The following is a 20318-nucleotide window of genomic DNA, read 5'->3' as shown; positions in this document are numbered from 1 at the left end:
GGGCCCGGCCGCTCAGGATGCGGTCGGACCCATGGCGCCGGGAGCGCGCGGCTCGTTTGCGCTGGGCTACCGCCCTCAGTCGATTGCAGGCGCTCGAGGCCCGCGAGATATACGACGAACTTGGTCAACTTTCGTGGTGGACGGTAACGGTGTTGTTCCGATCCCACACGGCGACAAGCAGCTGGTCGGTGGGCTTGTCAGCGCCGATTGCGAAGTCGAGCGCGAGAACACGTTCCCTCCCTGCGGGGCTGATCGCAATGCCGACGAGGAGTAGATGGTCGAGGAAGACCTTGTTGGTAACAGCCGCACAGGTGTCCACGTCGAACAAGTCGCACACCATCTCTTCGGGGATCTCCTCGAGATGAACATCGCGAAACAAGGAAGTCGTCGACCGGGGATCGGTCAGCTCAGCGGCGAAAGCGACGAAGGCCGCAGCGACTAGAGCCTTTACACCGAGGAGAGCGGCCTCTGCCTTGTCGAGTTCGCTCTGGTTCAGAGTCGCATCACCATGGATCCAATACCAGGCACCCTCTCCGAATCCGTCTATTCCAGCAGGTAGCGCGGCACCGGCCACCGAGTCGTCTCCGAAATCAAGGTCCCCCGCGAACCGGCTGGTCAGGTGATTCATGGTCCGATCGTGCCATCCATCAGTGACCAGGTTCCGAACTGGCAACCCGCGATACTCGAGTACGCGATCTAACCGCCATCCGCCCAGGTCCCGGGGCTGAGGTGCCCACATCACAGGGTCGGTGATCCGCGGCGTCGATAGGCTGGGTCGCATGAGCGCACTCTCCGGCACATTGGTGACGGTCGCCGAGGACCTGGATACGGTGACGACGGTCGGGCACGAGGACGACCCTGTCGAGGCGGGGACGTCCGCCGAGGCGGTCGCGCGGTTGTGGGCCTCGGTGCGCGACTGGTACGCGATGGGGACGACACCGGCGATCCAGGTGTGCCTGCGCCGCAACGGCAAGATCGTGCTGAACCGGACCATCGGCCACGGGTGGGGCAATGCGCCGAGGGACTCCCCCGGCGCCGAGAAGATCCTGGCCACACCGGACACCCCGTTCTGTGGCTTCTCGACCGCGAAGGGCGTCGCCGCCACGGTGATGTCCATGCTCGTCGAGCAGGGCGCGTTCGCATTGAGCGACCCTGTGTGCGAATACATTCCGGAGTTCGCGTCGCATCGCAAGGACCGGATCACCATCGGTCACGTGCTGTCGCATTCGGCGGGCGTCCCGTTCATCACGCCGCCGTACAAGGGCAGTGATGTGGTGCCCGACGAGGAGCTGGCCGTGTCGGCGCTCGCCGATCTCGTGCCGAGCTGGCCGCCGGGCCGGTTCCGCGTCTACCACGCGCTGACCAGCGGGTTGATCCAGCGCCTGCTGGTGCAGCGCGCCACCGGCAAGCGGATGCGGGAGCACCTCGCCGAGCAGGTGCTGGTTCCGTTCGGGTTCCGCTGGAACAACTTCGGGGTCGATCCCGCGGAGATCGGCATGGTCGTGCCGAGCGTGAAGACCGGTCCGCCGCCCTCGCGGCTGTCACTGTTCCTGGCGCGCAAGGCGCTCGGTGGGCGGATGGACAAGGCGTCCAAGTCCGACAACGACGCGTTCCTCACCGCCGAACTCCCCTCCGGCAATCTGGTGACCACCGCCTACGAGCTGTCGCGCTTCTACGAAATCCTCACGCGGGGTGGCGAACTCGACGGCATCCGGATCATCGAACCCACCACGCTGTTCGATGCGATCCGCCCGGCCGACCGCATACCGGGTGCGGCGGGCCGGGTCAGCCGCGCGGGATTCGAGCTGGGTGGGCGCCGGTCGAAGTTCGGCCGCGACACCCGATTCCATTTCGGCCGCAGCGGATTGACGACGCAGTACGGCTGGGCCGACCCCGAACGCGGGCTCGCTGGCGCGATCCTCACCAGCGGCAAAGCGGGCACCGACACCAACCGCCCCTGGCAGCTGGTCGCGCAGGTATCCGGTACCCTGCCGCGGCTCGACCGCGCACCGGAGTGGCTGAGCCTCAGGTGATCGCGGCGATGATCGCGCGCGCGACCCAGCCCGCGTAGCGGTCCACCGACCAGCCCCTGGCCAGCACCAGCCGCTCGTAGGTGTCGATGGCGAGGTAGTTCCACAGGACGTCGCGAACCTCGTCGAGGTCGATCCCTGCCCGGAGCTGCCCCGTCTCGAGCAGGTGCCGTCCCAGCATGGTCATCCCGACCAGACCCTCCTCGGCCAGCTTGTCCCACACCGGGACGAGCGAGTTGTCGACGTGGCGACCGTCGCGAATCAGGAACTGCACCTTGGCCGATCGCGCCTGCCGCTGGGCCAGGCCGTGGACGAACATCTCGATCTTGCGGCGCACGTCCGGCTCGGCGAGCATCGCCTGCTGTTCGGGCCGTTGATAGACGGGGACGTCCTCGTCGTCGCCCGCGATCACGATATCGAACACGGCCTTGGCCAGCGCCGCCTTGGTGCCGAACGCCTTGTACACGCTCTCCGCCGACACGCCCGCCCGTTCGGCGACCGCAGCGATCGTCGTCGGCCGGAACCCGTCGCTCTCGAACAATTCCTGTGCCGCGACCACCATCGCGTGGCGGCGCGCCCTGGCCTGCGCACGCCGCCCCGACGCGTCATACCGCCTCTTGACTTCGGTCATCACCGGTCCAATAATTTAGATACAGTCCAACTTTACCCAATGGGAGTTCTATCACAGACGGAGCGTCATCATGAACACCATCAGCCCCAGGGTCGTGGCCGACGACCTGAAGTCCGTGGCGATCCGCGGCATCCACCTCATGGTCGACGGCAGCGTCGCCGACCTCGCCGAGGTCACCCATCCCGACGGTTTCACCCGGGAGCGCAAGGCGGCGCCGCCGTGGGCCCGCGGAAACGGCCCCGAAGCGCTCCACGCGCTGGCCGAGTGGCTGCGCGACGCCTTCACCGACATGTCCTACGACATCCATGCCACGGCTGTCGAGAACGACCTGGTGACCGTCTACTCGACGATGTACGGCCGCCAGATCGGCCCGCTGGTCTTCTACACCGAAGACGGCGCGGTGGACAATGCTTTCCCCGCCACCGGCAAGACGTTCGCGATGACCGAATCGCACTGGTTCCGCATGCGCGACGGCAAGATCTTCGAACACTGGGCCAACCGCGACGACCTCGGCATGGCCAGGCAACTCGGCTGGCTGCCGCCCTCCCCGGTGTTCCTGCTGCGATCGATGCAGCTGAAGCGCCGCGCGGTCCGCGAGGTCCGGTCCGGCCGCTGATCAGTCCGCGGTCGGAGCCCCAGCGACCCGGCGGTCGCCACCGTTGCGCTCCTGCCAGCGGCGATAGACGTCGACGGCGTCGGCGCGCGATTCGTGGCGCATGGGCAGGCGGCGCCGGTCCCACGGCGTGGCGATCTCGTCAAGGGGCGTCCACCCGCCTCGACATTGCGACGGGCCAGCTCGATGGTGTGCTGTGCGAAGTCCATGACGACCCTCAGAACGGCTTGGTGGGCAGGTACTTGCCGTCGAGAGTGATGACGGCGCGTTCGCCACCCTCGGGGTCGGCGACCTTGCGCACGTCGAGCTTGAAGTTGATCGCGCTGATGATGCCGTCACCGAATTGCTCGTGCACCAACGCTTTGAGGGTGGTGCCGTAGACCTGCAGCATTTCGTAGAAGCGGTAGATCGTCGGATCGGTCGGGATGCCGCCGGGGATCGAGCCGCGGGTGGGGATGGTCTGCAGCAGGGTCGCCGCCTCGCTGTCGAGGCCGAGCAGCTCGGCAACGGCCACCGCGGACTGCTCCGGCAGGGCGTGCTGCCCCAGGACGGCGGCGGTGACGAAGGCGACCGACAGGCCGGCGGCGTCGGCGATCTCCTGCCAGGTCAGGTCTTTCGCCGTCTTCGCGGCGACCGCGGTGACGGCCAGGGACTGGCGGGCGGAGGGGTCGAATTGTGCGTGCACCATGATGTGCGATTCCTTTCTTCGGGGATTTCAGGCGGCCGGCGTGGACGCGGAGTCCGGGCCGTCGAGCACGGTCACCGTGCCGGTGCCGATGTCGAACACCCACCCCTCGGCAACCAGGGCGCCATCGGCCAGCGCGCGGGCAACGGACGGGTGGGTGGCCAGATTCGACAGCTGCGCGACGACATTGGCGCGCACGAGCGTCGAGACGGGATCGGCTGCCGCGGCGCCGACCCGGGCGGCGGCGGCATCGGCGTGCCGCAGCCACTGCGCGATCGTCGGCATCGCGCTGAGATCGTGGCGCTCGGCGACGGCGGTCATCGCGCCGCAGCCGGAATGACCACAGACGACCACCCGCGAGACGCCGAGCACCGCGACCGCGTATTCGATACTGGCGGCGACGCCGTCACCGCCGGGCGCATAGGCGGGCACCAGGTTGCCCGCGGTGCGGATCACGAAGAGTTCGCCCGGCTCACTGCTGGTGATCAGCTCCGGGACGACGCGGGCGTCGGAGCAGCTGATGAACAGCGTGTGGGGTGTGTGGGTCGTCGCCAGTTCGGCGAAAAGCGCTGCCTTGCCGGGGTAGACGTCGTGCTGGAAGTGCGTGACGCCGCTCGCGAGGTCGGTCATGGATCGCTCCCTTTGGTGGGTGCCGGCTCGGTGTTGCTGTTCGAGATCCAGCCTGCCCGTCAGGAGCTATAGCGTCCAATATGCAGTTTCAACAGTTTCGATTGCTGCTACCTATGGCGCGAACTCGCCTGCCGCGTCCCTGGCGATCGCGGCGAAGGCCCGCGCGGCGGCCGAATGATAGGCAGTGCCGCGGCGCAGCAATTCCACCGTGCGGCTCGGCAGCGCGGGTTCGAGCGCGACCGGACGCAGGTCGGGGTGCGCGCGGGCGATCGCATCCGGCAGGACGGTGCCGAGCGTGCCGCGGCGCGTGAATTCGACGAGCGCGCTGATCGAGTTCGCTTCGATCGCGATGCGCGGCGCGACACCGCAGTCGGCGAGGTAGTCGTCGATGTGGCCACGGGTCGCGAAGTCGCGGCTGAGCAGCGCCAAGGGCTCGACGGCGAGATCCCCGATCGGCAGTGGCCCCGCGTGCGCGGCCAGGGCGTGGTCGGCGCCGACCACCAGGCTCAGGTCCTCGGTGAACAGGGCCGTGCAGTCGATCCCGGCGGTGTGGGTGCCGCTGAACGCGATACCCAGATCGAGGGCGTCGGCGAGCAGGTCCTCTTCGAGCCGGTCCTGGGTGGTCTCGGTGACCGCGACGGTGACATTCGGGTGCGCCCGGTGGAACCGGTCCATCAGCGGGCCGATGAGGTAGGCGGTGATCGTCGGCGTCATCGCCACGCGCAGGTGCCCCCTGGTCAGATCCTGCACATCGTGGACGGCACGTTCGCCTGCCTCGAGATCGCGCAACGCGTTGCGCGCGTGCTCGGCGTACACCTGGCCGGCATCGGTGAGGCGCACCGTTCGCCCGGAGCGGTCGAGCAACTGCACGCCCAGCAGCCGCTCGAGCTGTTTGATCTGCTGCGACAGTGTCGGCTGTGAGATGTGCAGCGCCTCGGCGGCCCTGGTGAAGTTCCCGTGATCGGCGACGGCGAGCAGGTACCGGATATGACGCAGCTCCATGGTCACGATGATAGATAGTGACTATCGAGTCCACGGCGACCGCGAGACGGCCGCTATCGACGCCGAGGACTACGCGGGATCGACGACGACCACGGTTCCGGTCGGCGCGTCGAGCAGGTCCATTGTGCGGGCGGCGGCCGAGTCGACAGGGATACGCGGGTGTTCCGGCAAGGTCGACTCGTAATAGGTTCCTGGGCCGTAGAACTGGCCGTAGCGCACGACGACGCCGCCCGCGTCGAGCACCGCGGCCTCGTGCGCGGCGATCACCGCGCCGCGGCCCGCGGGCGGCTGCCAGGCAATGCTCTGGGCGAGAAAGCGTTTCGCGCCTGCCGCGGCCGCGGCGGCGAGCAGATTCGCCGTGCCCTCGGTACGGATACGCGCGTTCGCCGCACCGGAGGCCGCCAGGTCGGCGACATCGTCGGGGAGATCGGTGAGCTGGTGCATGACCAGGTCGGGCGCGAAATCGGTGACGGCGGCGGCGAGGCCGGGCGCGTCGTAGACGTCGTGCACGATCGGGTGTGCGCCGGTGGCGCGGATCGCCGCCGCCTTGCCCGCGGAGCGCGTCAGGCCTGCTACCTCGTGGCCCGCGCCGATCAGCAGCGGCAGCAATCGTGTTCCGATGACGCCCGTGGCGCCGGCGAGAAAGATACGCACGCCCCGACTTTAGCCGGGGCCGCACGCCACGGGCCGGAGGTCAGGCTCCGATCACCGCGTTCATGATCGTGCCCGCGCTGGTCGCCACGGCGCCACCCGCCATGGCACTGGCGATCATCTTCGGCGACTGCAGACCGCCGCCATTCCACTTCTCCCAGGCGAATCGTCCGCCGCCGTAGGTGATGGCGGTGACGCCGGACAGCAGAATCATCCAGGTGAAGTACCGGCCCAATTGCAAGACCTTCTCCGCCATCGGCGGGGCTTCCGGTGTGGGATTGCCTACCTGCGCGAGAACGGCGCCGTCCAACACAGCCAGGATCATGCTCACGATCGTGCTCCTTCGTCGGATGTTCGTGGTGAAGCCGATGTCGAGAACTCGTGACGCGGTAGAACCCAGATCTATTGAACATTCAACCTCAGGCCGCTTCGATGGCGCAGCTGACACTCCGCGACGAACATGACCGCCGTCACACCCGTCGGGCCGTGCCGCCGTCGCGCCCTGCCCCTACTATCGAAAGTGCGGGGCTAGTCCAGAATCGGCGCGACGAAGCGCTGACCACCACCTTCATCGCTGAGCGCGCGCAGCGCGCCGCATCTACCGTACCGCGAGGAGGGGCAAATGGCTTTAGTGATTCCGTTGATCTTCGCGTTTCTTCTGGTGACCGCAGCAGTAGTTGTGGCCTCTTATGCCACCGTTTTTCTGACCTATTGGTTTGAATCTCGCCGGATCCGTCACGATCGGTCGGACCCGCACCCCGCACACTGAATCTTTACCCCGCGAACTCGATGAGGTGGTCAGTTCGGTTCCAGACCGACCTGCGTGGCGATCACCGCCGCTTGCACGCGCGACTGCACGCCGAGTTTGGTCAGCACCCGGGAGACGTGCGTCTTCACCGTGGCTTCCCCGATGTGCAGGCGGGTGCCGATCTGCTGGTTCGACAATCCGGCGCCGAGACCCGCGAGCACCTGCCGCTCGCGGTCGGTGAGGGCGGACAGGTCGGGTGGCGGGGCGAGGGCCGTCGCCCTGGGCAGCGCGGCGATCACCGCGCGGGTCACCTTCGGGTCGAGCACCGCGTCACCGTCGGCCACGGCCAGCACGGCGCGAACCAGCTCGTCGCCACCGACGGATTTGAGCAGGAAGCCGCTCGCGCCGGCGGCGAGCGCGCCGAGGACGTAGTCGTCGATGGCGAAGGTGGTGAGTACCAGCACCTTCGCGGTCGTTTCGGCGACCACCGCCGCGGTGGCCTCCAGCCCGTCGACGCGCGGCATCCGCACGTCCATGAGCACCACGTCGGGACGCAGCGCCCGGGTTTGCTGGAGCGCGGCGACACCGTCGCCCGCCTCGCCGACAACCCGGATCTGCCCGGATGACTCGAGCAGCATGGTGATGCCCGCCCGGATGGTGGCGTGATCGTCGGCCACCACGACTGTCACCGTCATCGGTCCCCCAGCGGGATCCGCGCCCGCACGCACCAGCTGCCGTCTTCGGCACCCGCGGTGAGCGTGCCGTCCATCGATTCGGCGCGAAAGATCATGTTGCGCAGTCCGTTTCCCTGTCCTTCCGGCCGTCCTGGGTCGATCGGATTCGAGGCGGTCACCACCACCCGGGTGGCGTCGCGGCGCACGTCGATCGCCAGCGGCGCACCCGGTGCGTGCTTGGTCGCGTTCGCGATCGTCTCGCCGAGGATGCGGGTGATCACCGCCTCGACGGCGGTGGGCAGTGCCAGGTCGTCCTGCCGTCGCAGGGTCACCGCACCGCCCGCGGCGTGGGCGGCGTCGATCAGCCCGTCCAGGGAGGACAGCCGGGCCGTGACGGCGGTGTCGCCGGGCGCGGTGAGCAGGTCGATCGTCGCGCGCATCTCGTCGAGCGCGGCCAGGCTGCCAGCGCGGATCGATTGCAGGACGGCGGTGTCGCCGGGGTTCTTCTGCGCCACCTCCGCGAGGATGGCGACGGCGGACAGGTGACCGGCCACCGTGTCGTGCAGGTCCCTGGCCACCCGGCGGCGTTCGTCGCCGAGGGCGGCGGAGCGCTCGGCGTCGCGGGCCGCGAGTTCGGCGCGGGCGGCGTTGCGTTCCACGCCGACCATGCGGCGAGAGGCGCGCACGGCCCGCGCGTAGCCCAGCGGTGACCAGGTGAGCGCGACGCCGATCAGGCTGACGTACATCGCCGCTCTGAGCCCGAAGAATGCCATGGCCAGCAGCGCACCGCCCGCGGTCACCAGTACCGCGAACCAGCCCACCACCACGCCGAGCCGGTCGGATCCGGTGCTGACGGCCAGGAAGATCACGTCGGTCAGGGCGATCCACAGCGGCAGCGACGGTCCGAACACGAAGTCACCGGCCAGCAGGGCGACCATCAGCCCGAAGGCGAGGGCGGGCCTGCGTTGCGCGGTCAGCTGGATCGCGAACGCCGCGCACAGCAGCGCCAGTTTCACCGGCGACGGGTACAGATCGCGTTCGATGACGATCGACCACCCGCCCGCGGCCCACAGCAACAACCCGACCAGGAATACGCCGACGGCGGCCGAGGTCGCGCTGTCGAAGGCGTCCGCGAGCCGGTCCAGGGGCGTGCGGGACGGGGGCATGCCCCATTTCAGCACACCGCGGCCGCGCGCCGGGTCCCCCGAAAGACGGACCACCCGCGCGCCGTCAGCGGGACGACCGCGCACCGGTGTGCCCGGCACAGTAGGGAAATGGACGAACTGAACAACCCCGTACTGCTGACGATCGCCGCGTGCGAGGTCGGTTTCTGGGTGCTGGTGGTGGGCGGATTGCTGCTGCGCTATGTGGCGCGGCTGCGGCGCGCGGGCCTGGTGACGCTGGCTCTGGTTCCGGTGCTGGATGTGGTCCTGGTGGTCGCGGTGGCCATCGATCTGCACCGGGGCGGGGAGGTGGGTTTCGCGCATCGCCTGGCAGGCATCTATCTGGGCTGCACGGTGATGTTCGGGCATCGGATGGTCGAGTGGCTCGACGCGCGGTTCGCCTATCGGTTCGCGGGCGGACCCGCGCCGGTGAAGGTGCCCAAGGACGGGCCGGAACGAGCCCGTAAGGAGTGGGCCGACTTCGCGCGCTGGCTCGGCGCGGCGGCCATCGCCGGCGTGCTCACCCTCGTGCTGAGCTACACGGTGGCCGACGCCGAGCAGCGCGAGCAGCTCATGGGCGTGTTCGGCAGTCTGGGTGTGATCACCGTGATCTGGCTGCTCACCGGGCCGGTGTGGGTCGCGGGCTCGAGCCGGAGCTGATGACGCGCGTTGCCCCGGTACCGATTCGGCACCGGGGCAACGCCTGCGCGAGCTCAGACGGCGGCGTTCTCGGTGACGGCCGATCCGATCCATGGCAGGACCGCGGACCGCACGTCGACGGTGCGCGGCAGCAGGCCGTTGGCGGCGAGCAGGTCGGCGGCGCGCTGCTGTTCGTCGAGGAATTCCTCGCTCACCGGGTGCACGCCGAACGGGCGACCGCGCAGCGCGGCTTCCCAGTCGTCCAGATCGGCGGGTACGCCGCGGGACTGGGCGTCGTCGACGAAGTACTGTGCCGCCGCGCGCGGGTTGGCGGTGATCCAGGCGTCGGACTCCTGCAGGGCGGCCAGTACCGCCTCGATCACCGCACGGTTGCCTTCGGCGAGGTCGCGGCGGGTGAACCACAGCGACGGGTGGCTGAACACCGAGGCGGTGTCGACCAGCGTGGTCAGCTCGGTCGCTGCCTCGACCTGCCGCAGGCCGGGGTAGGTGCCGACCCAGGCGTCGAGTTCACCGGACAGCAGGGCGGCGCCGCCACCGCGCACGTCGACGTCGACCGGTTCGACATCGGCCCAGGTCAGCCCCACCTGGTCGAGCGCGAACAGCAGCAGCGTGGTCTGCCACGAGCCGTGCGCGATGCCGACGCGCTTGCCTTGCAGGTCGGCGGCGGAGGTGATGCCGCTCGCGGCGGTGGCCACCAGCCTGCCGTTCTCCACCCGCGGGCCGGAGATGCCGAGGTAGACGATGTCGCGCTGGTTGGCCAGTGCGGTCAGCGGCGGGGTGAAGCCGGTGCCGATGATGTCGTAGCCGCCGTCGGTGAACAGCCAGTCCGAATGCTCGCCGGGCAGACCGGTTTTCGGGTCCACGCGCTCGGCCTGCGGCAGGGCGCGCAGGTCGACCCACTCGACGTCGGGCAGCAGCCGCTCGAGGATGCCGCGGTGGCGCAGCACGAACAGCGAGTTGTTGTGCGGGAAGTACCCGACGCGCAGGCTCATCGCGCGTCGCCGATCAGGCCGAGGCGACGGGCCTCGTCGGCCAGACCGCTGCGGCTCCACTGCACCGCGAGGTTGGACGGATCGAATTCGACCGAGCCGCCTAGGGTTTCGGCGATCGCCTGATACTGCGCGCCTTCTTCGAGCAGGACGACGAACTTCGCCAGCTCCAGCAGACCGGCCCGGCCGAGCACATTGGCGCCGCCGTTGGCCTCGAAGATCGCGACCAGGTGCGGGTCGGTCTCGAGCTTGCTCAGGATGAAATCGCCCGCGCCGATGGTGCGGTCGATATGCGGCGGGATCTCCCGGGACAGGGTCAGGCGCTGCGAGGCGGCATAGCGGATCGGGAGGGTGCGGTGGGTCTGCGCCCAGCCACCCAGCCACGGGGTGTGGATGTGCACGACGGAGGTGATCTCCGGGTGCGCGCGGAAAACCTTGGCGTAGCCGGTGACGAAACCGGCGGATCCTTTGCCGGACAAGACTTCTCCGTCGAAGGTGGCGACGACGGGTTCGACGGTGCGCTCGGCGGCCCAGGGACCCGGCTCGTTGAGGGCGACGGCGATCTCCTCGCCAGGCACTCGTTCGACGAAGTTGACGGTGCCGTTGCCGGTGACGGTGCCGGTCTCGCGGAACACCCGGAACGCGGTCTCGGCGTCGCGGGTCGCCGCCTCGGCGAAGGCCGTGACGGCCTCCGGCAGACGGGTTTCGGTGGTGGTCATTGTCGGACTCCTGCGGTTATCGGGCCGTCGCGAGGACGGTGTCGGTGGACGGGGTGGTGAGCCGGGAGCGGCCGAGCAGGGGCAGCACTTCCTCGCCGACCCGGTAGGCCTCTTCCAGGTGCGGGTTGCCCGCGAGGATGAAGGCGTCGACGCCGAGGTCGATCAGTTCGTCGAGCCGTTGCGCGACCTGCTCGTAGCTGCCGACGAGGCCGAAGGCTGGGCCGCCGCGGATCAGGCTGAACCCGCACCAGACATTGGGCTGGACCTCCAGATCCCGGTAGCCGGTAATGGTTTCGGGCACCCAGCCCGTGATCCTTGCCGCGCCGACCGAGTCGCCTTGGGCGGCCCGGTTGGCGGCGTCGCGGTCGACGAAGGCCCAGCCCTTCTCGATCTCGGCCCAGGCCGCTTCCTCGGTGTGGCGGGCGACGATGTCGATGCGCACCGCGAATTTCGGTGTGCGGCCGAGGCTTTCGGCTTTGCGGCGGACGCCGTCGAACTTGGCGCGCAGATCCGCGAAGGGTTCGAGCCAGGACAGGTAGTAGTCGGCGTGGCGGCCCGCCGCGGCCACCGCGGCACCGGAGGACCCCGAGAAGTACACCTCGGGGAAGGGCTGATCGGCCAGGCCGGGCGGCAGCGCCGCGCCTTCGGTGCGGAAGAAGCGGCCGTCGTGGTCGAACGGTTCGCCGTCCCATACGCCGCGAAGGACGTCGAGGAATTCGCTGGTGCGGGCATAGCGGTCGTCGTGGGAAACCTTGTCGCCCCACCATAATTGCGCCGGTCCCCCGCCGCCGCTGATGATGTTGTAGACCAGCCTGCCGCCGGTGGCGCGCTGCAGGCTCGCCGACATCCTGGCCGCCTGCACCGGGTGCAGGAAGCCGGGCTGGAAGGCGACCATGAAGCGGTAGGTGGTGGTCTCGGCGGCCAGCGCGGCGGCGACGGCCCACGGGTCGTCGGTCACCGGGAACGACGGGAGCAGCCCGCCGAGGAAGCCCGCTGATTCGGAGGCTTTGGCGACCGCGGCGACGTGGTCGAGGTAGCTGTACTCGTCCAGTGCGCCACCACGGATGGCGGGGGCGATATTGCCGGGTCCGTAGCCGCCCGCGTTGCCGCGGTTGTAGCGGCGCGGGGTGCGCAGGGAGGCGTGGTCGCCTTCCATGCCGATGCGCCAGTAGACGTCGATGGTCATGCGGTGAGCTCCTGCGCTGTGGTGCGGGTGCGGCCTGCCGGGTCGGCGAGGAACAGCAGGTGTTCGCCCGCGCGATGGATCTCCTCGATGTGCGGGTGGCCGGAGAGCACGAAGGTCTGCACGCCGGCGATCTCGTAGACCGCGAGCTGGCGGGCCACCTGCTCGTAGCTGCCGACCAGGCCGATGTGCTGGTCGTAGCCGAGCGCGTCGAAGCCTGCCCAGCGGCCGTCACCGAGGGCGTGCTCGGCCGCGGAATCAGCGCGGCCCAGCTCGTCCCACTGACGGTGGACCCTGGCCCAGGCCTCGTCCTCGGACTCCCTGGCGATGACCGGCAGGTCGAGCGCGACGCGCACCCGGCGGCCCGCAGCGGCGGCCCGCTCCCCCAGTTCGGCTGCGGCACGCGAGATTCCGTCCGGCTCCTCGGCGAAGACGTGGACGTCGCCGTGCGCGGCGGACAGGTCCAGTGCCGCTTCCGAGGTGCCACTCAGGTGGACCGCGGGGAAAGGCAGACCGGACAGGATGCCACGGAAGCCGCCGTCGATGACGTCGTAGTGCTGCCCGGCGTACTCGAATCCGGTGCCCGCGAATCCCGCCGCACCGACTTCGGTTTCGTTCCAGACACCCCGTGCGACGGTGAGGAATTCGGCGGCGCGCCGATAGCGTTCGGCGCCGTCGACGAGATCGCCGCGCGCACGGGCTTCCTCGGCATCGGTGTCGACGGCGAGTCGCCAGTTCAGCCGGCCGGCCGAATGCCGCTGCAGGGTGGCCGAGATCTTCGCCGCGTACACCGGTGTCCCGAACGCGGGCTGGAATTCGACGGTGACCTGCGCGTACCGGGTGGCGCGCAGGGCGGCGGCCGCGACGATCCAGGATTCCTCGCCGAGCGGGTCGTACGATGCGAGCACGCCGTCGAAGCCGGTGAGTTCTGCCGCGTCGACGATCTGGGCGAGATCGTCGAACGGACCGAATCGGCCGGGCCGCACATCGGTGGCCTCGGTGCGCGGCGCCTGCGGGCCGAAGCCACCACGTCCGCGAAGTGCGGGCCGGGCGCGGCGGCCGTCACCGCGGCTGGGCAGTTTCCAGAGGAACTCGGTCATGCGGGCACCCGCTCCGCGGCGACGAGTTCCTGCGCGCGAGCCAACGGCTCAGGGGCGACCCAGGATTCGAGATCGAAGTCCGCGGCCAGGAAGCCGTGGGCGTAGAGGAACTGCTTCTGCACGCCGAGCAACTCGACGCGGTCCCCGGTCAGCGACGGGTGCAGACCGCGATGGAACTCCGCGCCGTAGGCGGCGGCGACACCCTCGGGGCCGGACAGTGTTTCGCGTTGCAGCACCGCGCGAACACCGTCGAGGTCACCGGCGGCCCAGTCGGCGGCACGCAGGCTCTGCGCGAGGAAACCGACGACCACCTCGGGTCGCGATTCCAGCAGATCCGCGTGCACGGTGATCGGACGCGGGGTGCCGTTGTTCACGCGCAGCCGCTGGGTGGCCGAGGCGTCCAGGTCGACCGCGACACGCAAGCCGTTCTCCTTCGCCACCTCCTTGGCGCGCGCACCCTTGACGTAGACGGCGTCGACCTTGCCCGCCAGCAGCTCCTCGACACCCCAGGTGGTGGACCGGCGCGCCGTCTGGATCTCGGTGCGTACCTGCGGATCCCGCTCGACCTCGAGTTCGATGACCCGGACATCGGCCAGGGTCAGCCCGGCCGGGCGCAGCGCGTTGGCGAAGCCGTGCAGCGCCATCGCCCGTGGGAAGCTACGGGCCTGATCCTGTGCCCAGGCGGGCACACCGATCCGCAGGCCCGCGAGACCGGCGGCGTCGGCGACCGGCGAGTCGGGGCCGACCAGGATCGCCTGCGCTTCGTCGATCCAGGTGAGGCCGATCAGCCGGGTCGGTGAGCCCTGCGCGCGGGCCGCCAGCGCGGGTACATTGCCACCCTCGCGGATCAGGCCGGACAGGTCGTGCAGGAAGTGGTGGCCCGCGAGTTCGGGGCCGGCGTCTTGCAGGACGCCGAACTCGAGGCCCGCGTTCGCCGCGGTCTCGCCGAGCCAGCCGAGGCTGTGCGCGAGGCCGCTCGCGGTCGGCACGGGGCAGCGGGTGTACCACAGGGTTTCGGTCATGACAGGCTCCTGGTGTGTGGTCCGACGCCGAGCTGGGCGAGGAATTGCGTTCGGTAACCGAGGGTTTCGGGTGCCGCGTGATCGCGCGGACTGGGCAGGTCGATGACCTCGTCGACGGCGAAGCGGCCGTGGTCGAGGATGATCACCCGGTCGGCGAGCCGGATCGCCTCGTCGACATCGTGGGTGACCATGAGGACAGCGGGCCGATGCCGGGCGACGAGATCGCCGACCAGGTCCTGCATCTGGAGCCGGGTCAGCGCGTCCAGCGCCGCGAACGGCTCGTCGAGCAGCAGCAGCTCCGGTTCCCTGACCAGTGCTCTGGCCAGGGCGGCGCGCTGGGCCTCGCCGCCGGACAGGGTGGCGGGCCACTGCCCGGCCTTGCCGTCGAGGTGGACTTCGCTCAGCGCCCGCAGACCGGCTTCCCGCTGCGCCCTGGCGCGGCGCAGGCCGACGATCACATTGGCAAGCACCCGTTTGGACGGGATCAGCCGGGGCTCCTGGTAGACGGTCGTGCGGCGGGCCGGTACCAGTACGTCACCGGCGTCGGGCACCTCCAGGCCGGTGAGCAGGCGCAGCAGGGTGGTTTTGCCGGTGCCGCTCGGACCGAGCAGCACGACGAACTCGCCGCGACGGATGGTCAGATCGACACCGTCGAGAACGGTCTTGTCGCCGAAGGCTTTTCGCAGGCCGGTGATCGAGACGGCCACCGGGGCCGCCTGCCGTACGGGCGCGGCTGTCGTCGTGGTCATCGGATCGCCACCTGCTTCCGCCATGGCATCGCGTAGCGTTCCGCGAGCCGGACGAGTGCGTCGAACACCAGACCGAGCAGCGCGTAGAGCACCACGCACAGCACCATGTAGTCGGTGCGGTTGTATTCCTGGGCCAGCGTCACCAGATAGCCGACGCCCTGCTGGGTGCCCACCTGTTCGGCGGCGATCAGGCCGGTGATGCTGATCGACAGGCACACCCGCAGCGCCATCAGGATGCCGGGCAGCGCCGCGGGCACGATCACCTCGGCGACGAGCCGGGTGCCGGTGAGCCCGAAACTGCGGGCCGCCTCGACCATCTTGCGGTCGACATTGCGCACCCCGAGATAGGTGTAGGCGTACATGGGCGCGGTGGTCGCCACCGCGATCAGCAGCACCTTGTACAGCTCGTCGATGCCGAACCAGGAGATGAACAGCGGTACCAGCGCGAGGAACGGCACGGCGCGCACGATCTGCATCGTCGAGTCGACCAGTTCCTCGCCCAGGCTGGACAGGCCCGACAGCAGGCCGAGCACCAGCCCGACGGAGACGCCGATCGCGACGCCTGCGGCGGCCCGGCCGAACGAGGCGAGCGCGAAATCGACCAGCTGGCCGCTGTCGAGCAGTTCCAGGAACGCCGACCAGACCGCGCCGGGGCCCGCGATCACGCGCGGCGAGATCACGCCGCTCGCCGACCCAGCCCACCAGGCCAGCACGATGGCGGCGGGAAGCGCGGCCCGCAGGCCCAGCGAGAGCCACCGGGGTCGCTGCCAGGTCACCCGGGCCCGCGGCGGAGCCAGTTCGAGGGTGGTCATGTCAGTTTTCCTTCAGCGCGGCCAGCTGCTCCGGGCTGAGCTTGGACCGCAGGTCGTAGAAGATGTCGGCGGCGGTGATCCGCCGCGTGATGACACCGTTGTCGGCGAAGGTGTTGACGACATCGGCGAGGTCGGCGGCGTCGGAGTCGGCGGGCAGGCGCGGCACGGTGACCTCACCCCCGACCCGGACGGCGTCGGCGAGGCGGTCACCGGTGAGCGCGCGCGGCCCGGTCTTCTCGAAGACGTTCTCGAAGTCGGCGGGCGCGGCCTTCTGCTTCGCCGTCAGTCCCTGCAGCACTTCCAGATACTTCGCGGCGACGTCCGGGCGCTGTTCGAGGACCTCGGTACGGAACACGACCACGGTGTTGTCGTTGGAGCCGATCGACTTCTCGGTGGCGATCTCGCGCGCCCCCGCCGCCTTGGCTTCCTGGTACGGCACCAGGAACGAGGCCCAGGCGTCGACCTTGCCGGTGGCGAACGCCGAGGCGGCGTCCTTCTGCTGCAGCGGCACCCTGGTCACCTTGTCGGCCGGAATCCCCGCCTGCGCGAGCGCTTTCAGGGTGATGTACTCGCCCTTGCCCGCGGGATTCACCGCGATGCGCTTACCGACCAAACCCGCCACCGAGGTCACCCCGGACTCGGGGGTGACCACGATCCCGCTCTGGTCCTGGCCCGCCGGATCGGCCACGGCGACGATCTTCACGCCGACGTCCTTGGACAGCGCACCGACGACGGGGCTGAACGCGGCGCCCGAGACGTCGAGCTCCTTGGTGTTGAACAGCTTCAGGTTGGAGCTGAAACCGGGTGTGGTGCTGACCCATTGGATCTTCGCGCCGAGCGGAGCCAGCGCCGCGTCGAAGGTGCCGTCGCGCTTGCCGACCGCGAGCGGTCCGGTATTGCCCGGGTCGGTCACCTTGAGCACGAACGAGGCCTGGGCGCCCTGCTCGGGCGTGGAGCCGGAGCCACACGCCGCGACGAGGGCGACGACGGGGGCGATCGCGAGGGCGATCCGCGAGAAGGCCGGCAGCCTGCGGGACATCGGGGCTCCTGTTCGGGAAAGGGCGGGTGATGCCTACGCAGCGTAGGAGCGGCGCCGACACCGAACGAGGTATGTCTTTCCAAGGATCGGAAAGCTTGACAGGGAGTAACCGGGCGATCTATGGCGAATCTCGAGGAGTGGCGCGGGATTCCATTCCGCATAGCGGAATGCTCGTGACATTTTTCGTCGCATGCCTGTGTTACCGTCGGCTGGGTGGAGACCTCCAGCGTGCAAACCGTGACCCGGGCCCTGTCGGTACTCGATTGCTTTCGCGGCGGCGAGGAAAGGGGCGTCTCGGAGGTCGCGCGCGCCCAGGGTCTGGCGGTCAGCACCACACACCGTTTACTGAGCGCCCTCGTCCAGGCCGGATTCCTGGAGAAGGACACCGAGTCGAGCCGCTACCGAATGGGCGGCGCCCTGGCCGAATACGGGCAGATCGCCTACCGCCAGCACAAGATCTACCTCGCCGAGCCCTACCTGGAACAGCTCGCGGCGACGACCGGAGCCACCGGTTCGGTGGCCACCCGCCACGGCATCCACGCCGTGCTGCTCGGCACCAGCCGGTGGCGCGAGAGCGACGGCCACGAACTACAAGGCGTGCGACTGCCGCTGCACGCGAGCGCGCTCGGCAAGGCACTGCTCGCCTGGTCCGATGTCACCGACGACGAATTGCGTTCCCTCCCTTATGAAGAGGGCACGGAGCGGTCGGTGTCGAGCGCCGCGGAGTTGCGCGCGGAACTGGTCGCGACGCGGGCGCGTGGCTACGCGTTCAACGATCGCGAACTCGATCCCGGGTACCGCACCATCGGCCTGCCGATCCTCGACCCGCAGGGCCGCTGCCGCTTCGCTCTCGGCCTGCGCGGTCCGGTCACGCTCATGATCGATGAGCGGGTGCCGTTCTTCGTGGAACTCGCCAAGGTGACCGCCGCCGATATCGCGGCGACTTTCGCCGCCGCCGCGGACTGACCTCGTGAAGGAAGCGACGGTGGCGACCGATACCGCACGTCCCTCGGTCGGACTGCGCTCCGAGCGCGGCGCGATCCTGGCCTCGCTGATGATGGCGACGAGTCTGATCGCGCTCGATTCGACGATCATCGCGACCGGCGTGCTGACCATCACCACCGACCTCGGCGGGTTCGCGCTGTTCCCGTGGTTGTTCTCGATCTATCTGCTCACCCAGGCCGTGACGGTGCCGATCTACGGCAAGATCGCGGACACGGTCGGCCGTAAACCGGTGATCCTGTTCGGGATCGTGGTGTTCGCGCTCGGCTCGCTGCTGTGCGGGCTGGCGACGAGCATGGTGGCGCTGATCGTGTTCCGGGCGATCCAGGGCATCGGCGCCGGCGCGGTGCAGCCGATGACGATGGTCATCGCCAGTGACCTCTACACCCTGCCCGAGCGGGCGAAGGTGCAGGGTTATCTGGCCGGTGTGTGGGCCGGGTCCGCGGTACTCGGCCCGCTGCTCGGCGGCGCGTTCGCCGATTTCGCGAACTGGCGCTGGATCTTCCTGGTGAATCTGCCGTTGTCCACGATCGCCGGAATCATGCTCCTGCGCAACTTCACCGAGACCGCACCGCGTGGTCCGCGTCAGTCGGTCGACTATCTCGGCGCGGCGCTGCTCACCCTCGGTGCGGGCGCGTTGATCCTCGCGCTGCTCGAGGGCGGCCAGTCGTGGGCGTGGGACTCCCCCCTGAGCCTGGCGTTGTTCGCGGGCAGTGTGGTGGTGCTGATCGTGTTCGGGTTCGCCGAGCGCCGGGCCGCGAATCCGATTCTGCCGCTGTGGATCTTCACCCGCCGGGTGGTCGTCGCGGCGAGCGCGGTGTCGATGCTCATCGGCGCGGTCGTGCTCGGCCTCACCTCCTATGTGCCGACCTTCGCCCAGGGCGTCCTCGGCACCAGCGCGACGATCGCCGGGCTGACCGTCGGCGCGCTGACGATCGGCTGGCCGATCACCGCGTCCCAGGCGGGCACGCTGTATCTGCGGTTCGGCTTTCGCACGACCGCGCTGATCGGCAGCGCGATCGCGGTCGTCGGCTGTGCCGCCCTGCTGCCGATCGGCGCGCAGGCGAGCCCGTGGCAGATCGCGGGGACCTGCTTCCTCATCGGCGCGGGCATGGGCCTGGTCGCCAACCCCACCCTGATCGCGGCGCAGACCAGTGCGGCGTGGTCGGAGCGCGGCGTGGTGACCTCGGCGACCATGTTCGCCCGGTCCATCGGCAGCGCGGTCGGCGTCGCGGTGTTCGGCGCGATCGTCAATGCCCAGGTCGGCGCCGTCGACCGGCCGGATCCCGGCGAGCTCGCCCACGCGATCCACCTGGTGTTCGTCACCCTGCTCGTCATGGCGGTGGTGTTGTTCGCCGCCGCGGTCACGATGCCGGGCGCACGGACACCCGTGCGGTGAACGCGCCGGTATCGTCGAGGTGTGCGGGGAACTGGGGATTCGACTGATCAGGCTGCTCATCGTGCGCGACGGGCGAGTTCGTTCGGAGCGCAGGCGGCGGTCTACGCGGAGCATCGGCCGGACTATCCGGCGGCGAGCATCCGGTGGGCGCTGGAGCCGCTTGGCGCGAAAGACGTTCCCGCCGTGCTGGATCTGGGCGCGGGGACCGGCAAGCTCACCGGCGGACTCCTGGCGATCGGCGCCGAGGTGATCGCCGTCGAACCCGACGAGGCGATGCTCGCCGAACTCGTCCGCCGGTATCCGTCGGCGACCGCGCTGTCCGGGACGGCAGAAGCGATTCCGCTGCCGGACAGCTCGGTCGACGCCGTGGTCGCCGGGCAGGCGTTCCACTGGTTCGACCAGGCGCGCGCGTTCCCCGAGATCGCCCGGGTGCTGCGGCCCGGTGGCGTCCTCGCCGCGTTCTGGAACGTCGAGGACAATCGCGTCGGGTGGGTGGCCGGGCTCCAGCGGACCGCGCGAGCGGACGGGACGTTCCCGCCGCCGACGCCGGACGCGCCGCTCCCCGAACATCCGCTGTTCACGGCGTTCGAGGAGGGCGAATTCCCGCATACCCATCGGCGGACGGCTGATTCCCTGGTGCTCACCATCGGTACGCATTCGCCCACCGTGGTCATTCCCCCGGAACAGCGCGCCGCCTTTCTCGGCCGGATCCGGGACTATCTGCGCACGACACCGGAGACCGCCGAGGGCGAGTTCGACTACCCCCTGCGCACCGGGGTGATCCGCGCGGCACTGCGCGGATCACCACAGCACTGAG

At 69.5% G+C, this 20318-nt stretch carries 23 protein-coding genes and 1 pseudogene; 6 read left to right on the top strand and 18 right to left on the bottom strand.

Annotated features, from left to right (window positions below; all coding sequences use genetic code 11):
• Positions 1-124 precede the first annotated feature (124 nt).
• Positions 125-628, bottom strand: a complete 504-nt coding sequence (locus tag ACWF82_RS09585; RefSeq protein WP_452499706.1) for a hypothetical protein — start codon at positions 626-628, stop codon at positions 125-127.
• 151 nt (positions 629-779) lie between these two features.
• Here ACWF82_RS09585 and ACWF82_RS09580 point away from each other — a divergent pair, with 151 nt between their 5' ends.
• On the top strand, positions 780-2033 hold the full coding sequence (locus ACWF82_RS09580) for a serine hydrolase (RefSeq protein ID WP_452499704.1): 1254 nt from the start codon (positions 780-782) through the stop codon (positions 2031-2033).
• Here ACWF82_RS09580 and ACWF82_RS09575 read toward each other — a convergent pair.
• On the bottom strand, positions 2026-2661 hold the full coding sequence (locus ACWF82_RS09575; protein ID WP_452499702.1) for a TetR/AcrR family transcriptional regulator: 636 nt from the start codon (positions 2659-2661) through the stop codon (positions 2026-2028). The two genes, ACWF82_RS09580 and ACWF82_RS09575, sit on opposite strands and share 8 nt — an antisense overlap.
• A 70-nt stretch (positions 2662-2731) precedes the next feature.
• On the opposite strand from ACWF82_RS09575, the gene ACWF82_RS09570 reads away from it, so the two are divergent.
• Complete coding sequence (locus ACWF82_RS09570) at positions 2732-3277, top strand: ester cyclase (RefSeq protein WP_452499700.1); 546 nt, start codon at positions 2732-2734, stop codon at positions 3275-3277.
• Here ACWF82_RS09570 and ACWF82_RS09565 read toward each other — a convergent pair.
• The 8 genes and pseudogenes from ACWF82_RS09565 to ACWF82_RS09530 all read right to left on the bottom strand — a co-directional run.
• Positions 3278-3418: pseudogene (locus ACWF82_RS09565) on the bottom strand (nucleoside deaminase); the annotation flags it as partial.
• Between the two features lie 73 nt (positions 3419-3491).
• Positions 3492-3962, bottom strand: coding sequence for a cyanase (gene cynS, locus ACWF82_RS09560; RefSeq protein WP_452499698.1), 471 nt, complete (start codon positions 3960-3962; stop codon positions 3492-3494).
• Positions 3963-3989: 27 nt separating this feature from the next.
• On the bottom strand, positions 3990-4589 hold the full coding sequence (locus ACWF82_RS09555; protein WP_452499696.1) for a carbonic anhydrase: 600 nt from the start codon (positions 4587-4589) through the stop codon (positions 3990-3992).
• A gap of 111 nt (positions 4590-4700) precedes the next feature.
• The gene (cynR, locus tag ACWF82_RS09550; protein ID WP_452499695.1) at positions 4701-5591 is read right to left on the bottom strand and encodes a transcriptional regulator CynR; all 891 of its coding nucleotides are present in this window, start codon (positions 5589-5591) and stop codon (positions 4701-4703) included.
• A gap of 69 nt (positions 5592-5660) precedes the next feature.
• Complete coding sequence (locus ACWF82_RS09545) at positions 5661-6245, bottom strand: NAD-dependent epimerase/dehydratase family protein (RefSeq protein WP_452499693.1); 585 nt, start codon at positions 6243-6245, stop codon at positions 5661-5663.
• Positions 6246-6285: 40 nt separating this feature from the next.
• Complete coding sequence (locus tag ACWF82_RS09540; protein WP_189033525.1) at positions 6286-6567, bottom strand: hypothetical protein; 282 nt, start codon at positions 6565-6567, stop codon at positions 6286-6288.
• 473 nt (positions 6568-7040) lie between these two features.
• Complete coding sequence (locus ACWF82_RS09535; RefSeq protein ID WP_452499691.1) at positions 7041-7685, bottom strand: response regulator; 645 nt, start codon at positions 7683-7685, stop codon at positions 7041-7043.
• Positions 7682-8914, bottom strand: a complete 1233-nt coding sequence (locus tag ACWF82_RS09530) for a sensor histidine kinase (protein WP_452499689.1) — start codon at positions 8912-8914, stop codon at positions 7682-7684. The genes ACWF82_RS09535 and ACWF82_RS09530 overlap by 4 nt, the downstream gene beginning before the upstream one ends.
• A gap of 24 nt (positions 8915-8938) precedes the next feature.
• On the opposite strand from ACWF82_RS09530, the gene ACWF82_RS09525 reads away from it, so the two are divergent.
• Positions 8939-9487 (top strand): hypothetical protein, encoded by a 549-nt coding sequence (locus ACWF82_RS09525; RefSeq protein WP_452499687.1) that lies wholly within the window; start codon positions 8939-8941, stop codon positions 9485-9487.
• Positions 9488-9540: 53 nt separating this feature from the next.
• Here ACWF82_RS09525 and ACWF82_RS09520 read toward each other — a convergent pair whose 3' ends face one another.
• From ACWF82_RS09520 to ACWF82_RS09485, 8 genes are read right to left on the bottom strand one after another with little or no spacing between them, the layout of a single operon-like run.
• Positions 9541-10479 carry an ABC transporter substrate-binding protein gene (locus ACWF82_RS09520; protein ID WP_452499685.1) on the bottom strand — a complete coding sequence of 313 codons (939 nt, stop codon included), beginning with the start codon at positions 10477-10479 and terminating at the stop codon, positions 9541-9543.
• Positions 10476-11195, bottom strand: coding sequence for a class II aldolase/adducin family protein (locus ACWF82_RS09515; RefSeq protein ID WP_452499683.1), 720 nt, complete (start codon positions 11193-11195; stop codon positions 10476-10478). Before ACWF82_RS09515 ends, ACWF82_RS09520 begins: the two co-directional genes overlap by 4 nt.
• Before the next feature lie 16 nt (positions 11196-11211).
• A complete protein-coding gene (locus tag ACWF82_RS09510; protein WP_452499681.1) occupies positions 11212-12381 on the bottom strand; it encodes an LLM class flavin-dependent oxidoreductase in 1170 nt (389 codons plus the stop codon).
• Positions 12378-13478, bottom strand: coding sequence for an LLM class flavin-dependent oxidoreductase (locus ACWF82_RS09505; RefSeq protein WP_452499680.1), 1101 nt, complete (start codon positions 13476-13478; stop codon positions 12378-12380). The genes ACWF82_RS09510 and ACWF82_RS09505 overlap by 4 nt, the downstream gene beginning before the upstream one ends.
• Complete coding sequence (locus ACWF82_RS09500; RefSeq protein WP_452499678.1) at positions 13475-14500, bottom strand: ABC transporter substrate-binding protein; 1026 nt, start codon at positions 14498-14500, stop codon at positions 13475-13477. The genes ACWF82_RS09505 and ACWF82_RS09500 overlap by 4 nt, the downstream gene beginning before the upstream one ends.
• Positions 14497-15249, bottom strand: a complete 753-nt coding sequence (locus tag ACWF82_RS09495) for an ABC transporter ATP-binding protein (RefSeq protein WP_452499677.1) — start codon at positions 15247-15249, stop codon at positions 14497-14499. The genes ACWF82_RS09500 and ACWF82_RS09495 overlap by 4 nt, the downstream gene beginning before the upstream one ends.
• Entirely contained in the window at positions 15246-16061 is an 816-nt protein-coding gene (locus ACWF82_RS09490; RefSeq protein ID WP_452499675.1) for an ABC transporter permease, read from the bottom strand. The genes ACWF82_RS09495 and ACWF82_RS09490 overlap by 4 nt, the downstream gene beginning before the upstream one ends.
• A gap of 1 nt (position 16062) precedes the next feature.
• Positions 16063-17100: an NrtA/SsuA/CpmA family ABC transporter substrate-binding protein gene (locus ACWF82_RS09485; protein ID WP_452499673.1), complete on the bottom strand. Its 1038-nt coding sequence runs from the start codon at positions 17098-17100 to the stop codon at positions 16063-16065.
• 213 nt (positions 17101-17313) lie between these two features.
• On the opposite strand from ACWF82_RS09485, the gene ACWF82_RS09480 reads away from it, so the two are divergent.
• Genes ACWF82_RS09480 through ACWF82_RS09470 form a run of 3 tightly spaced genes read left to right on the top strand, consistent with a single transcriptional unit; the run spans position 17314 to position 20317 of the window.
• Positions 17314-18066 (top strand): IclR family transcriptional regulator, encoded by a 753-nt coding sequence (locus ACWF82_RS09480; RefSeq protein WP_452499671.1) that lies wholly within the window; start codon positions 17314-17316, stop codon positions 18064-18066.
• Between the two features lie 19 nt (positions 18067-18085).
• The gene (locus ACWF82_RS09475; RefSeq protein ID WP_452499670.1) at positions 18086-19501 is read left to right on the top strand and encodes an MFS transporter; all 1416 of its coding nucleotides are present in this window, start codon (positions 18086-18088) and stop codon (positions 19499-19501) included.
• A gap of 21 nt (positions 19502-19522) precedes the next feature.
• Positions 19523-20317 (top strand): class I SAM-dependent methyltransferase, encoded by a 795-nt coding sequence (locus ACWF82_RS09470; protein WP_452499668.1) that lies wholly within the window; start codon positions 19523-19525, stop codon positions 20315-20317.
• The last annotated feature ends 1 nt before the right edge of the window (position 20318 follow it).

It is taken from the genome of Nocardia sp. NPDC055053, assembly GCF_053608285.1.
This window is presented reverse-complemented; position numbering and strand designations above follow the sequence as displayed.

What these genes read in the sequence shown, in the direction of transcription:
- ACWF82_RS09585 (WP_452499706.1), bottom strand. Translation starts at nt 628, where the DNA reads ATGAATCACCTGACCAGCCGGTTCGCGGGGGACCTTGATTTCGGAGAC.
- ACWF82_RS09580 (WP_452499704.1), top strand. Translation starts at nt 780, where the DNA reads ATGAGCGCACTCTCCGGCACATTGGTGACGGTCGCCGAGGACCTGGAT.
- ACWF82_RS09575 (WP_452499702.1), bottom strand. Translation starts at nt 2,661, where the DNA reads ATGACCGAAGTCAAGAGGCGGTATGACGCGTCGGGGCGGCGTGCGCAG.
- ACWF82_RS09570 (WP_452499700.1), top strand. Translation starts at nt 2,732, where the DNA reads ATGAACACCATCAGCCCCAGGGTCGTGGCCGACGACCTGAAGTCCGTG.
- cynS (WP_452499698.1), bottom strand. Translation starts at nt 3,962, where the DNA reads ATGGTGCACGCACAATTCGACCCCTCCGCCCGCCAGTCCCTGGCCGTC.
- ACWF82_RS09555 (WP_452499696.1), bottom strand. Translation starts at nt 4,589, where the DNA reads ATGACCGACCTCGCGAGCGGCGTCACGCACTTCCAGCACGACGTCTAC.
- cynR (WP_452499695.1), bottom strand. Translation starts at nt 5,591, where the DNA reads ATGGAGCTGCGTCATATCCGGTACCTGCTCGCCGTCGCCGATCACGGG.
- ACWF82_RS09540 (WP_189033525.1), bottom strand. Translation starts at nt 6,567, where the DNA reads ATGATCCTGGCTGTGTTGGACGGCGCCGTTCTCGCGCAGGTAGGCAAT.
- ACWF82_RS09535 (WP_452499691.1), bottom strand. Translation starts at nt 7,685, where the DNA reads ATGACGGTGACAGTCGTGGTGGCCGACGATCACGCCACCATCCGGGCG.
- ACWF82_RS09525 (WP_452499687.1), top strand. Translation starts at nt 8,939, where the DNA reads ATGGACGAACTGAACAACCCCGTACTGCTGACGATCGCCGCGTGCGAG.
- ACWF82_RS09520 (WP_452499685.1), bottom strand. Translation starts at nt 10,479, where the DNA reads ATGAGCCTGCGCGTCGGGTACTTCCCGCACAACAACTCGCTGTTCGTG.
- ACWF82_RS09515 (WP_452499683.1), bottom strand. Translation starts at nt 11,195, where the DNA reads ATGACCACCACCGAAACCCGTCTGCCGGAGGCCGTCACGGCCTTCGCC.
- ACWF82_RS09510 (WP_452499681.1), bottom strand. Translation starts at nt 12,381, where the DNA reads ATGACCATCGACGTCTACTGGCGCATCGGCATGGAAGGCGACCACGCC.
- ACWF82_RS09505 (WP_452499680.1), bottom strand. Translation starts at nt 13,478, where the DNA reads ATGACCGAGTTCCTCTGGAAACTGCCCAGCCGCGGTGACGGCCGCCGC.
- ACWF82_RS09500 (WP_452499678.1), bottom strand. Translation starts at nt 14,500, where the DNA reads ATGACCGAAACCCTGTGGTACACCCGCTGCCCCGTGCCGACCGCGAGC.
- ACWF82_RS09495 (WP_452499677.1), bottom strand. Translation starts at nt 15,249, where the DNA reads ATGACCACGACGACAGCCGCGCCCGTACGGCAGGCGGCCCCGGTGGCC.
- ACWF82_RS09490 (WP_452499675.1), bottom strand. Translation starts at nt 16,061, where the DNA reads ATGACCACCCTCGAACTGGCTCCGCCGCGGGCCCGGGTGACCTGGCAG.
- ACWF82_RS09485 (WP_452499673.1), bottom strand. Translation starts at nt 17,100, where the DNA reads ATGTCCCGCAGGCTGCCGGCCTTCTCGCGGATCGCCCTCGCGATCGCC.